Here is a 12,457-nt window from a genome sequence, read left to right as displayed (position 1 = left end):
CCTTTCGTAGGTACGGAAGACGCGCCGACGGGAAGTGTGTGTCAGCGGAGATAGACCCGGCCAGGGTCGACATCCTCGCGCAGGAGCCGCAGCTCCGCCGCGCCCGGCGGCTCCACCGTACCGACACGGTCGGCCACTTGGAGGTCCCAGCCGGTCGCCTCCTTGACCTGCTCGACCGTGACACCGGGGTGGACGGCGGTGAGCCGCAGCTCCTCGCCGATGCCCTCGCGGGACAGGATGCCCAGCTCGGTGATGACACGCGTGACACCGACACCCAGCGGCCGGATGCCCTCCGCGAGTGCCCGGTCGGGGCCGGGTGTGGTGCAGAAGTCGAGGGTCTCGGTGAAGGAGCGTGGGTTGTGCCGGCGCATCACGACGAAGACCTCACGGGAGTTGGCCATCACCTCGACGCCGCCGCCGGAGCCCGGCAGCCGTACCGAGGGGCGCTCCCAGTCGCCGATGACCGAGGTGTTGAGGTTGCCCCAGCGGTCGATCTGCGCGGCGCCGAGGAAGCCGACGTCGATGTGTCCGCCCTGGAGCACGCAGCCGAACAGGGCCGGCATCGACAGCACCGCCTCCGCGCCCGAGATGAGCACGGCGTCCGCGATGGTCTCCGGGAGGTGCGAGGGGTGCGCGCCGCACACCCCGGACTCGTACACGACCTCGATCTGCGGGGCGACCGTCAGATGGGCCAGCTCGGTGGCGAGGGTGGGGAGGCCGATGCCGGCGAACACCGTGCGGCGGGCGGCCAGTTCACGTGAGGCGACGACGGAGAGCAGCTCCGAGGACGTGACCGATTCTGCGGTCTCGGGCGTGGCGGCAGTCATGGTGGTCAGATCCTTCTCGTGTGTCGCGCTCACAGTCGCTGTCCGTAGTTCACCGGTTCGCTGAGGGCCTCGCCGACCGCGAGGCCCGCCCAGAACTCCTCGCCCTGCTTGGCGACGTACTCGGCGTGGTCGGCCGTCCCGTACACCCACTCCGCCAGCCACTCCTGGAGGCGTTGCGGGTCCTTGCTGATGTGTGACCACGCGCGGTAGAAGGCGTTGTCGCGGTCGTAATAGCCTTGGGCGAACGACGGGTGCGCGCCGCGCGGGCACACCACGACGGCGTCCACGGCGTGCGCGGGGACGAGCGTGCGGTTGGGGTCCGAGCGGACCACGTCGTCCTCGACCAGCTCCTCGACGACGACGATCGCCTTGTCGGCCGCGTACACGGCCTCGGCCTGGACGCCGGTGAGACCCCACATCTGGGTGTTGCCCCGGCGGTCGGCGCGCTGCGCGTGGATGATCGTGACGTCCGGGTTCACGGGCGGGACGACGTAGATCTGCTCCTCCTCGCCGTCAGGGCCCGGATACGGCGAAGTCACCTTGCGCAGCGCGTCGTTGATGCCCGGCAGGTCGCTGCCGCCGTACGAGCGCAGGGGGTAGAACGGGAGCCGCTGGGAGCCGGCCAGGTAGCGGCAGATCATCCCGTAGTGGCTGTACTCCTCGAAGGCGAGCGGCGCCGGGTCCGCCCGCTCGACCCTGCGGCGCAGCTCACCGAGCGAACCCGCGGAGGAGTTGCCGACGAAGGAGGACACGAGGCGCGAGACGCAGCCCGCGGCGAGCATCTGGTCCACGACGATGTCCGCCGTCATTCGGACCACCGTGAGGTCCCTGCGGCCCTGCCGGATGATCTCGTGTCCGGCGGCGGTGGGGACGAGGTGGGTGAAGCCCTCGATGCCGACGGTGGCGCCGTCGTGCACGAAGGTGGCGATGGCCTCCTTCATCGACATGACCTTTGGTGACACGGTGCTCCTCGGTGAGTGCCTGGTGGTCGACCTACCGTCTCAGCGCCTATTGATTGCCGTCCAATACCAAATTAAGGTCTCACCAAGACCGCAGATTAATGAATGGGGGCGGGCTCGTGGAGCTGCGTCATCTCACCGCGTTCACGGCCGTCGCCGAGGAACTGCACTTCGGCCGGGCCGCCAAGCGGCTTCAGATGGCGCAGCCGCCGCTGAGTCAGCAGATCCGGCAGCTGGAGAAGGAGCTCGGCGTCCAGCTCTTCGAGCGCAATACCCGCTCCGTGCGCCTCACGAGTGCGGGGGAGTCCTTCCTTGAACCCGTACGGACCGTGCTCGACGACCTCGACACCGCCGTGCGGGCCGCGAAGGCGGCCGGGCGCGGGGAGTTCGGCCGGGTCACGATCGGGTTCGCGGGCGCCTCCAGCCACGAGACACTGCCGCGGCTCACCCGCGCTGTGCGGGCCGCGCACCCGGCCCTCGAACTGGTCATGAAGGGCCAGACGTACGCCAACGTCGCGCTCGACCGGGTCGCGGACGGCTCGCTCGACCTCGGCTTCGTGCGGCTCCCGGTGACACAGCCGGGCGTGGCCCACCGGGTCATCGACGAGGAGGAGCTGCTGTGCGCGCTGCCCTCCGACCACCACCTCGCCGCGCTCGACGAGATCCCCATCGGCATCCTCGCCGACGAGCCCTTCGTCTCCTTCCCCGCGAACGCCGGCTCCACGGTGCGCGACGCGATGGTCGAGACCTGCGAGGCCGCCGGGTTCAATCCGCGTGTGGTGCAGGAGGCCCCGGACTCGTACACGATCCTGGCGCTCGTCGCGGCGGGCGTCGGTGTCACGCTCACGGTGTCATCGGTCCGGCACATCCAGCAGACCGGGCTCGTCTACCGGTCCCTCGCGGGACCGCCCATCCGGCGCCAGGCGGCCCTTGCCTGGCGGGCCGACAACCCCTCCGCCGCGCTGCGTGCGGTGCTCGCGGTGTGCGAGGAGGCGCTGCCGACTCCCGGGAGTGCTGACGGGGATCGAGCGTAGGAGAGATTGAGACGCCATCCGTCTTGATGGATCGAAAACTTGGTATTGGACCGACTCAGCGGTCGGGTGCGATGGTCGGCTCACCTCCCTGAGCCGCCCGAAAGGTGTTCCGCTGTGCCTGAAGCCACGCACGACCAGGCCGATGTCGTCATCTGCGAACCGCTGCGCACCCCCATCGGGCGTTTCGGCGGGGCCTTCGCCCAGCAGACGCCCGCGGCCCTCGCGGCCCGCGTCATCGCCGAGCTCGTCGCCCGCACCGGAATCGACCCGGACCGGGTCGACGAGGTGATCCTCGGGCAGGCCTACCCCTCCTCCGACGCCCCGGCCATCGGCCGCGTCGCCGCCCTGGACGCCGGCCTTCCCGACTCCGTCACCGGCGTCCAGATCGACCGGCGCTGCGGCTCCGGACTTCAGGCCGTCCTCGACGCCGCCATGCAGATCAGGGCCGGGTTCAGCGAGGTCGTGATCGCGGGTGGCGTCGACGTGATGAGCGCCGCCCCGTACTACACGCACGAGGGCCGCTGGGGCATCAAGGGTCCTGGGCTTCAGCTCCACGACTCGCTGGCGCGCGGCCGGGTCACCGCGGGCGGCATCCACCACCCCGTGCCCGGCGGCATGATCGAGACCGCCGAGAACCTGCGCCGCGAGTACGCCATCAGCCGCGCGGACCAGGACGCCCTCGCCCTGCGCTCGCAGCAGCGTGCCGCGCGTGCCGTCGAGGAGGGCCGCTTCGACGCGGAGACCGTGCCCGTCACCGTACGGGGCCGCAAGGGCGACACCATCGTCAGCGCCGACGAACACCCGCGCCCGGACACCACCGCCGAGCAACTCGCCGCGCTGCGGCCCATCATGGGCAAGGCCGACGTGGAGGCCACCGTCACCGCGGGCAACGCCAGTGGTCAGAACGACGCGGCGGCCGCCTGCCTCGTCACCAGCGCCGCCACCGCCGAACGCCTCGGCCTCACCCCGCTGGTCCGCCTCGTCTCCTTCGCCCGCGCCGGTGTCCCTGCCGCGACCATGGGCATCGGCCCCGTCCCGGCCACCCGCGCCGCCCTGGAGCGCGCCGGACTCACCCTCGCCGACCTCGACCTGATCGAGGTCAACGAGGCGTTCGCCGCCCAAGTCCTCGCCTGCACCCGCGAGTTGGGCCTCGGCGAAAAGGACCACGAGCAGCGCATCAACGTCAACGGCTCCGGGGTCTCCCTCGGGCACCCCGTCGGCGCGACCGGTGTCCGCATCCTTGCCACGCTCGCCCGCGAGATGCAGCGCGGCGAGGCGCGGTACGGGCTGGAGACCATGTGCATCGGCGGGGGCCAGGGGCTCGCCGCGGTCTTCGAGCGCGTCCCCGCCTGACACACCTGAGTACGCCCACTCCCCACTCCCCACTCCCCAGAGCAGTCCCCACCCGTCCCCATCCGCTTGATCAACGACGTTCACGGAGCGACCCATGAGTGCGTCCACCGCCACCTCGCGTGCGGAGACCAGAACCGCCAACAGAGCGGGATTCGGTGCCTTCGTCGGCTCCACCATCGAGTGGTTCGACTTCTATATCTACGGCACCGCGGCGGCGCTCGCCTTCGACAAGGTGTTCTTCCCCGAACTGGACGGCGCCATCGGCACGTTGGTCGCCTTCGCCACCTTCTGGGTCGGCTTCCTCGCCCGCCCGATCGGCGGCATCGTCTTCGGTCACTTCGGCGACCGCCTGGGCCGCAAGAAGACGCTCGTCATCACGCTGCTGATGATGGGGATCTCCACCACCGCGATCGGCCTGCTGCCGAGCTACGCCTCCATCGGCGTCGCCGCGCCGATCCTGCTGGTCTGCATCCGCATGATCCAGGGCATCGGCCTCGGCGGCGAATGGGGCGGCTCCGTCCTCATCGCCTCCGAGAGCGCGCCCAAGGGCAAGTCGGTGCTGTACGGGGCGTTCGCCCAGCAGGGCTCGCCCGTCGGCAACACCCTGGCCACGCTGAGCTTCCTCGCCATCAGCCAGCTGCCCGACGAGTCCTTCATGTCCTGGGGGTGGCGCGTGCCGTTCCTCGCCTCCGCGGTCCTCGTCCTGGTGGGCCTGCTGGTCCGACTCAAGGTCGCCGAGTCCCCGGCCATGGCCAAGCTCATCGAGAAGAAGGAAGTCGTCAAGCTTCCGCTCACCGAGGTGCTGCGCAGCCACCCCGGCCTGATCGCCCTCGGTATCGGCGCCTGCACCATCGGCCTGTCCGCGACGTACTTCAAGTCGACGTTCGCCCTGTCGTGGGCCACCACGGAGCTCGACTTCGACCGCAGTACGTTCCTGACGATCATCCTCGTCGCCAACATCACGCAGGTCATCGTCCAGCCCTTCGGCGCCGTGCTCGCCACCAAGATGAAGAGCTGGTCCCGCGCCGTCACCGTCATGCTGGTGCCCGAACTGGTGCTGCTGCCGGTGATGTTCCTGCTCATCAGCACCAACAACTACGGCCTCGCGATGCTCGGCGTCGCCGTCGCCACCATCCCGCACTGCCTGTACTACGCGGCCCTCGCCGGCATGCTCGCCAGCCGTTTCCCCGCCCACCTGCGCTACACCGGCATCTCCCTGTGCTACCAGCTGTGCGGAACGATCCTCGGTGGCACGACCCCGATCGTCGGCCAGTTCCTGCTCAACCGGACGGGGTCGATCACCGCGGTCATCGCCTACGCCCTGTTCCAGGTCGCGTTGACGCTGGGCTGCATGCTGCTCCTGCTCAAGCGTCCCAACCATGACGAACTGGCTCTTGAAGCTCCGCTTGAGGACGAGAGCCGGCGGAGCCCTGCGACCGCAACCACGAACGGAGCCTGACCATGCCTCTGACGGTGCACGGCATCCCGGAGATCCTCGGCCTCGCCGGGCGCGACCTCGGGCACTCCGACTGGAAGGAGATCACCCAGGAGCTCATCGACGCGTACGCGTACGTCTCCGGGGACCACCAGTGGATCCACACCGACGTGGAGCGCGCGGCGGCCGGGCCGTACGGGCGGACCATCGCGCACGGCTACATGGTGCTCAGCTGGGGCATCCCGATGTTCGGCGAGCTGCTCCAGGTCAAGGGCGTGGGCCGGGCGCTCAACTACGGGGTCAACCGGGTCCGTTACCCGGCGCCCGTGCCCGTCGGCAGCCGCGTACGGCTGCATGCCGCCGTGACCTCGGTGACGGAGGTCGCGCGGGGCGGAGTGCAGATGACGCGGGCGTTCACGTTCGAACTGGAGGGCTCCGAGAAGCCGGCGTGCGTGGCGGAGTCGCTCACGCACTTCTACCCGTGAGCCCGACACGCCCAGCCCGTCCTACGCCACGGGGCTCCGCCCCGGACCCCGCTGGCTCTCGTTCGAACGGCGGGGCTTGATCTGCCCACCCGCTGCGGAGGCCCGATGCGAGCTTCCGCAACGGGTGCTTGATGTGCGCTCCCGCCCGCGTGGGCTCGATGTGAGCTTCCGCCGCGGGTGGTTGATGTGGGCTCCCGTCCGCGTGGGCTCGATGTGAGCTTCCGCCGCGGGTGGTTGATGTGGGCTCCCGTCCGCGTGGGCTCGATGTGAGCTTCCGCAGCGAGGGCTTGATGTGGGCTTCCACCCATAGGTGCTTGATATGAGCGCCCGCCCCCAGGGACTTGACGTGAGTTCCCCTCTTGGGGGCTTGACGTGAGTTTCCGTCGCGGGGACTTGATGTGGGCTTCCGCCCGCAGGGGCTTGACGTGAGCTTCCGCCCGCGGGGACTTGACCTGCGCTCCCGCCCCAGGGACTTGACGTGCGCTCCCGCCCCCCCCCAGGGGCTTGATGTTGCTCACCCGCCCGCAAGGGCGTGGTGTGCTCACCAGCTCCCAGGGGCTTGAGCAGCGGGGTCCGGGCGGCGGGGGCCCGGTGTGTTACTTCTTCAGTGGTGTCATCTTCTCTGCGAAGCCCGGGTGCTTCTTCAGCCAGGAGCGGACCGCGACCTGTTGCTGGCCCTTGTCGACCTTGTTGATCATGGACTCCAGGTCCATGAGCTGCTTCTCGCTCATCTTGAAGTTCTTCATCCAGCCGGCCACGCGCGGGTGGTCCTCGGAGAAGCCCTTGCGGCCGACGCCGCGCAGGTCGTCGCCCTTGCCCCAGGCGTGCTTGGGGTCCTTGAGGTTCTTCATGTCGAAGTCGGCGTAGGCCCAGTGCGGGGTCCAGAGGCTGACGACGATCGGCTTCTTCGCCGCGTACGCGCGCTTGAGTTCGGCGAGCATCGCGGGCGTGGAGCTGTCGACGACCTTGAACTTGGAGCGGAGGTCGTAGGCGGGCATGACCTGCTTCTTCAGGAGGGCCGTCAGGCCCGCGCTCGCCTCGATGCCCGTGATCTTTCCGCCGAACTCGCTCGCGTGGCCGTTCAGATCGGCGAGGGAGTCGACGTCCTTCATGTACGCGGGCACGGCCAGCTTGTTCTCCATCTTGCCCGTGTACCAGGTGCCCAGGGACTCGACGTCCTTGCCGTACTTCTTCCAGTACGGCGCGTGCGTGATCGGAAGCGAGGCGTCCGTCTGGAAGTCCACGTCGCCGCGGGACAGCGCCGTCCACAGCGGGCCGAGCTCGAACTGCTTGACCTGCACCTCGTAGCCGCGCCGCTCCAGGGCCTCCTTCCACAGGTACGTGGTGGCGGTCGCCTCGTCCCAGGGGATGTAGCCGATGGTGACCTTCTCGCCGCTGCCGACGCCGGACACCGTGGACTTCTCCGTGCCGCCGAAGGCGCCCAGGCCACCGGCGACGAGCGCGAGGACGACGACGCCGACCCCGGCGAAGGCGGGACGGGGACGGTGGTTCCAGAGCTGCCGACCGAAGCCGGTGGCTTGCCGCCGCTCGGCGAGGCGCCGGCCCAGCGGCGAGACCTGGGTGCCGAGCGCGCCGGTCATCCGGTCGAGGTAGACGGCGAGCAGCACGATCGCGATGCCGGCCTCCGCGCCGAGCCCCACGTTGAGCTGGCCGATGGCCTCGTTGACGTCCGCGCCGAGACCTTCCGCGCCGACCATGCCGGCGATCGCGGCCATGGAGAGCGACAGCATGATGACCTGGTTGACGCCGGTCATGACGGTGGGCAGCGCCAGCGGGAACTGCACACGCAGCAGCGTCTTGCGGGGCGTCGTGCCGAACGCCTCGGCGGCCTCGACCAGTTCGCGGTCGACCTGCCGGATGCCCAGCTCGGTCAGCCGGACGCCGGGTGCAAGGGCGAAGACCAGGGTGGCGACGATGCCGGCGGGCGCGCCACTGCCGAAGAACAGGATCGCCGGGATCAGGTAGATCATCGCCGGCATCGTCTGCATGAGGTCGAGGACCGGCCGCACCGTCGCGCTGACCCGCTCGGAGTGCGCGGCCCAGACACCGACCGGCACCGCGATCACGAGCGCCAGGATCGTGGCGACGAGCACGAGTGACAGTGTCATCATCGCGTGTTGCCACAGTCCGAGGGAGTCGATGAAGGCGAAGCCGACGAAGGAGAGGGCACCGGCGAGCAGTCCGCGCAGCCACCAGGCGCAGACGGCGAAGATGCCTGCGAGGAGCAGCGGTTGCGGGGCGTCGAGCACGGCGAGGATGCCGTCGTAGCAGCCGTCGAAGATGGACTTGAAGAAGTCGAACAGCCAGGCGGCGTTGTTCAGGAGCCAGTTGACCGCGGTGTTGACCCAGTCGCCGAAGGGAATTCTAGTCACGCGTGGTCACCTTGTTCTTGGCCGCCCCGTCTTGGGCGTCGTCCTGTTCACCGGTCGCGCCCTCGCCGAGCACGGCCAGTAGCCGCTGTTGGCTCACCACGCCGGTCAGTACCTCGTCCTCGACGACTGCGACGGGCTCCGCGGCCCGTTGCGCGATCGGAGTGAACAGGTCGGCGAGTGGTGTTTCGGGGCCGACGCGGGCGGATGCCTTCGCGAGCAGTGCGGCGTCGGTGAGGTCCGCGCGGCCCGAGCTCGCGCGCAGTGCGTCGGGGGACTCCATGACGGCGCCGGCGGTCAGCACGCGCGAACGGTCCACGTCCTGGATGAAGTTGGCGACGTAGTCGTCCGCCGGGCGGACCAGGATGTCCTCGGGCGTGCCGTTCTGCACGATGCGGCCGTCGCGCATGACGGCTATTCGATCGCCAAGGCGCATCGCCTCGTTGAGGTCGTGCGTGATGAAGACGATGGTCTTCTTGAGCTTCTTCTGCAGCACGAGCAGCTGGTCCTGCATGTCCCGCCGGATCAGCGGGTCAAGGGCGCTGAACGACTCGTCCATCAGCAGCAGTTCGGCGTCGGTGGCCAGCGCGCGGGCCAGCCCCACGCGCTGCTGCATCCCGCCGGAGAGCTCGTCGGGGAAGGACTGCTCCCAGCCCTTGAGGCCGGTCAGTTCGAGGGCCTCCGCGGCGCGCTGCTCGCGCTCCGCGCGCGGCACGCCCTGCACCGCGAGGCCGTAGCCCGCGTTCTCGAGCACACTGCGGTGCGGGAACAGCGCGAAGTGCTGGAAGACCATGCTGATCTTGTGGGAGCGGACCGACCGCAGCTCCTTGGCGGGCAGGGCGGTCAGGTCGTCGCCGTCGAACTTCACATGTCCCGAGGTCGGCTCCGACAGGCCGTTGAGCATGCGCAGCAGCGTCGACTTCCCGGAACCGGACAGACCCATGACGACGAAGATCTTGCCGGTCTCCACCGAGAAAGAGGCGTCGATCACGCCGGCGGTGGTCCCTTCGGACCGCAGCTCCTCGCGGTCGGCCCCGGCGCGGAGCCGCTCGACCGCCTCTTCCTGTCGACTGCCGAACACCTTGTACAGGTGCTCGGCCTCCAGCCTGACTGACACATCAACCTCGTTCTGTTCGACCTGCGAAATATTGCAGGATCAAGCAACGTCCGTCGGCCGTGGCGCCTGCCCCGCTTTACGCGGTGTAAACGGTGGGACTCCTCCCGGCCGGCCATGATCTGCTTCCGGCCCGAGTACGATCGGCGTCGTTCAAATGTCCTGTCAATGGGTGGTCGGCCGCTCGCGGCGGGCCCAGGAACCCGAGAAAGGCCGACCGGTGACACCGAGCGTTCCCGCCGACCCGACCGCGCTGCACCCGATGCCCGAGCAGCCGCGGGTCGTCCTCCTCAAGCCCCTGGTCACGTCGCCGCTCATCGAGGTCGGCGAGTTCTCGTACTACGACGACCCGGACGACCCGACCGCCTTCGAGACCCGCAACGTGCTGTACCACTACGGGCCGGAGAAGCTGGTCATCGGGAAGTTCTGCGCGCTGGGGGAGGGCGTGCGGTTCGTCATGAACGGGGCCAACCACCGTATGGACGGCCCCTCCACGTTCCCGTTCCCGATCATGGGCGGGTCCTGGGCCGAGCACTTCGACCTCATCACCGGGCTACCGGGGCGGGGCGACACCGTGGTCGGCAACGATGTGTGGTTCGGCTACGGCGCGATGGTGATGCCCGGCGTCCGTATCGGGCACGGGGCGGTGATCGCCTCGGGGGCCGTGGTCGTCGACGACGTACCCGACTATGGCATCGTCGGCGGCAACCCGGCCCGCGTCATCCGCCGCCGGTACAGCGACGCCGACATCGAGCGGCTGCTCCAAGTGGCTTGGTGGGACTGGCCGTTGGAGCACATCACCGCACACGTGCGGGACATCATGTCGGGGAGCGTCGGCGAACTGGAGCGGGCCGCGCCGACCGGGTGAACCGGGGCGGCGCGGCCCGCGTCGGTCAGTGCAGGCAGAGGCAGAAGGGGTGTCCCGCCGGGTCCGCGTAGACCCGCCAGTTGGTGTCCGGGCGGATCTGGTCCGTCCGCTCCAGGAGCGTCGCGCCGAGGGAGAGCACCCGCTTCTCGTCCGCTTCGAGGTCGTCCACGTCGAAGTCCAGGTGGACCTGTTGCGGTCGCTCCTGGCCCGGCCACTGCGGCGCCTTGTACCCGTCCACCCGCTGGCAGGCCAGGGGCGTCCCCTCGAACCCGACGACGTCGACCCAGTCGGGGTCGTCGGGGTCCACGACCACCCGGCCGCCGAGCAGCTCCGCGTAGAACTCGGCGAGCTGTACGGGGTCGGCACAGTCCAGTGCGACAGCCTGCAGTTTTCGAATCACTTCGGGCACTCCTCGCTCATCCGCCGCTTCTGCGACATCCTGCACGCGAAGTGTCGTACCCGCCACCGCGGCGGACATGCCCGCCGCGGTGGCATGCCGTCAGCCGCGACCGATCAAGTCCGGTGCCGGCTCCGCCAGTTGCTCGCCTGCGGCATCGGCGTCCGTGCCGGGCCCGGTGGTCGTAGCCGTGGCCGTGTCGGGGTTTTCGCCGCCCGTCCGTCGCCACAGCGGCTTCAGCCGGTACGTGAACAGGTACACGATCACCGCGACACCCGCGGCGACGAGCATGCTGAGGTCGCCGGCTCCCGGGTGGGCCGAGGCGAAGGCGCCGGTGTAGATGTTGGACACCCAGAAGGGCACGGAGGCCAGCACGCCGGCCGCCCAGGCCACCAGGCCCCAGTCGACGACCCTGGAGCGGTCGTAGAGCTCGGCGATCCTGCGGGGGTCGCCGCGCCCGCCCAGGTAGAAGTCGATCAGGAGCACCGCGGCGAACGGCGCGATGAAGTACGCGGTCAGGTTGAGGAAGACCTTGAACTTGTCCTCCGTGCCGGAAGCACCCCACAGGCTGATCCCGTAGGCGAGGACGCAGATCCCGGCCACCGCCTGGGTGCGGGTCACGGGGACCTTGAGGGTCTGGACGGAGATCGCGCCGCCGTAGACGTTGAGGAAGTTCTGGGCCAGCGCGGACAGGCCCACGGCGACGAGCGCGGGGACGGCGAACGGGCCCATCAGCTCGTGCAGGGCGGTGATGGTGTCCGAGCTGGAGGCGGAGGCGCCGACCACGACGCCCAGGATGCCGAGCCAGGCGATGGTGAGGAAGTTGCCGAGGGCGGTGTACCAGGTGGTCTGCCGGACGACCTTCGCGGTGTCGGGCAGGTAGCGCGAGTAGTCGGAGGCGAAGGGCATCCACGCCACGAGGAACGCCAGGAACCAGCCGCCGAGGGTGATCGAGCCGCCGGCCGCGCCGACGTAGCCGTCCGCGTGCGGGTTGGCCTCGAAGAGGCTGCCGCCGCGGACCACCGCCACGACCGTGATCAGCACGAACAGCGGGGTGAGGACGTACGTCAGCGCCCGCTGCAGGAAGTTGATCATGTTGTAGCCGAAGATGGCCACGACGAGCTCGACCGCGGTGAGCAGGAGGGCGCACAGCCAGTACGGCAGGTGGCTCAGCTCGGCGAAGGCCTTGCCGCCGAGGATGACCGTCACGGCCGCCCAGCCCACACCGGAGAACACGTTGATATAGGCGACGGGCACGAAGTTGCCGAAGAAGCCGAGCGGGCCGCGCGCCTGGATCTGCTGCGGCACGCCGAGGCGGACGCCCATGCGTGACATGACGGCCATCAGGACGGCGCCGACACCGGCGCCGACGACGATCGAACCGGCGGCGGTGGCGAAGCTGAGCCCGAAGTACGCGGCGCTGAAGCCGAGCAGGATGACCGGGAAGTTCAGCCCCGCGGCGAACCACACGAAGAACTGTGAACTCGGTTTACCGTGTCGTTCGCTGTCGGGGATGTGGTCGACGCCGAACGGCTCGACCTTGGTGACGGCGCTGCCGTAGACGGGCGGGCCCTGGGAATCATGGGTCATGGCGT

11 protein-coding genes are annotated in these 12,457 nt (G+C 69.5%); 5 read left to right on the top strand and 6 right to left on the bottom strand.

Annotated features, from left to right (window positions below; all coding sequences use genetic code 11):
* Nucleotides 1-41: 41 nt before the first annotated feature.
* Together ABT004_RS00290 and ABT004_RS00285 are read right to left on the bottom strand one after the other, a co-directional pair.
* Nucleotides 42-827: a CoA-transferase subunit beta gene (locus tag ABT004_RS00290; protein ID WP_351330279.1), complete on the bottom strand. Its 786-nt coding sequence runs from the start codon at nucleotides 825-827 to the stop codon at nucleotides 42-44.
* A 29-nt stretch (nucleotides 828-856) separates the two neighbouring features.
* Complete coding sequence (locus ABT004_RS00285) at nucleotides 857-1,774, bottom strand: CoA transferase subunit A (RefSeq protein WP_351330638.1); 918 nt, start codon at nucleotides 1,772-1,774, stop codon at nucleotides 857-859.
* 131 nt (nucleotides 1,775-1,905) lie between these two features.
* Here ABT004_RS00285 and ABT004_RS00280 point away from each other — a divergent pair, with 131 nt between their 5' ends.
* The 4 genes from ABT004_RS00280 (at nucleotide 1,906) to ABT004_RS00265 (ending at nucleotide 6,093) form a co-directional block, all read left to right on the top strand.
* Nucleotides 1,906-2,820 (top strand): LysR family transcriptional regulator, encoded by a 915-nt coding sequence (locus ABT004_RS00280; RefSeq protein ID WP_351330277.1) that lies wholly within the window; start codon nucleotides 1,906-1,908, stop codon nucleotides 2,818-2,820.
* A 114-nt stretch (nucleotides 2,821-2,934) separates the two neighbouring features.
* Nucleotides 2,935-4,173: an acetyl-CoA C-acetyltransferase gene (locus tag ABT004_RS00275; RefSeq protein ID WP_351330275.1), complete on the top strand. Its 1,239-nt coding sequence runs from the start codon at nucleotides 2,935-2,937 to the stop codon at nucleotides 4,171-4,173.
* Between the two features lie 94 nt (nucleotides 4,174-4,267).
* Nucleotides 4,268-5,632: an MFS transporter gene (locus ABT004_RS00270; protein ID WP_351330274.1), complete on the top strand. Its 1,365-nt coding sequence runs from the start codon at nucleotides 4,268-4,270 to the stop codon at nucleotides 5,630-5,632.
* 2 nt (nucleotides 5,633-5,634) lie between these two features.
* The gene (locus ABT004_RS00265; RefSeq protein WP_351330272.1) at nucleotides 5,635-6,093 is read left to right on the top strand and encodes a MaoC family dehydratase; all 459 of its coding nucleotides are present in this window, start codon (nucleotides 5,635-5,637) and stop codon (nucleotides 6,091-6,093) included.
* Between the two features lie 596 nt (nucleotides 6,094-6,689).
* On the opposite strand, the gene ABT004_RS00260 is transcribed toward ABT004_RS00265, so the two are convergent.
* Nucleotides 6,690-8,486: an ABC transporter permease/substrate binding protein gene (locus tag ABT004_RS00260; protein WP_351330271.1), complete on the bottom strand. Its 1,797-nt coding sequence runs from the start codon at nucleotides 8,484-8,486 to the stop codon at nucleotides 6,690-6,692.
* Nucleotides 8,479-9,600 carry a quaternary amine ABC transporter ATP-binding protein gene (locus ABT004_RS00255; RefSeq protein ID WP_351330270.1) on the bottom strand — a complete coding sequence of 374 codons (1,122 nt, stop codon included), beginning with the start codon at nucleotides 9,598-9,600 and terminating at the stop codon, nucleotides 8,479-8,481. Before ABT004_RS00255 ends, ABT004_RS00260 begins: the two co-directional genes overlap by 8 nt.
* A 259-nt stretch (nucleotides 9,601-9,859) precedes the next feature.
* Between ABT004_RS00255 and ABT004_RS00250 the strand changes: the two genes are divergently transcribed.
* Complete coding sequence (locus ABT004_RS00250) at nucleotides 9,860-10,465, top strand: CatB-related O-acetyltransferase (protein ID WP_351330637.1); 606 nt, start codon at nucleotides 9,860-9,862, stop codon at nucleotides 10,463-10,465.
* 25 nt (nucleotides 10,466-10,490) lie between these two features.
* Here ABT004_RS00250 and ABT004_RS00245 read toward each other — a convergent pair whose 3' ends face one another.
* Nucleotides 10,491-10,865 carry a VOC family protein gene (locus ABT004_RS00245; RefSeq protein WP_351330268.1) on the bottom strand — a complete coding sequence of 125 codons (375 nt, stop codon included), beginning with the start codon at nucleotides 10,863-10,865 and terminating at the stop codon, nucleotides 10,491-10,493.
* A gap of 99 nt (nucleotides 10,866-10,964) precedes the next feature.
* Nucleotides 10,965-12,452, bottom strand: a complete 1,488-nt coding sequence (locus ABT004_RS00240) for a purine-cytosine permease family protein (protein ID WP_351330266.1) — start codon at nucleotides 12,450-12,452, stop codon at nucleotides 10,965-10,967.
* Nucleotides 12,453-12,457: the final 5 nt, after the last annotated feature.

Source organism: Streptomyces sp. NPDC002790 (genome assembly GCF_040295505.1).
Taxonomy (GTDB): domain Bacteria; phylum Actinomycetota; class Actinomycetes; order Streptomycetales; family Streptomycetaceae; genus Streptomyces.
Note: the sequence above shows the minus strand (reverse complement) of the source record. Positions and strands in the feature narration are given on the sequence as shown.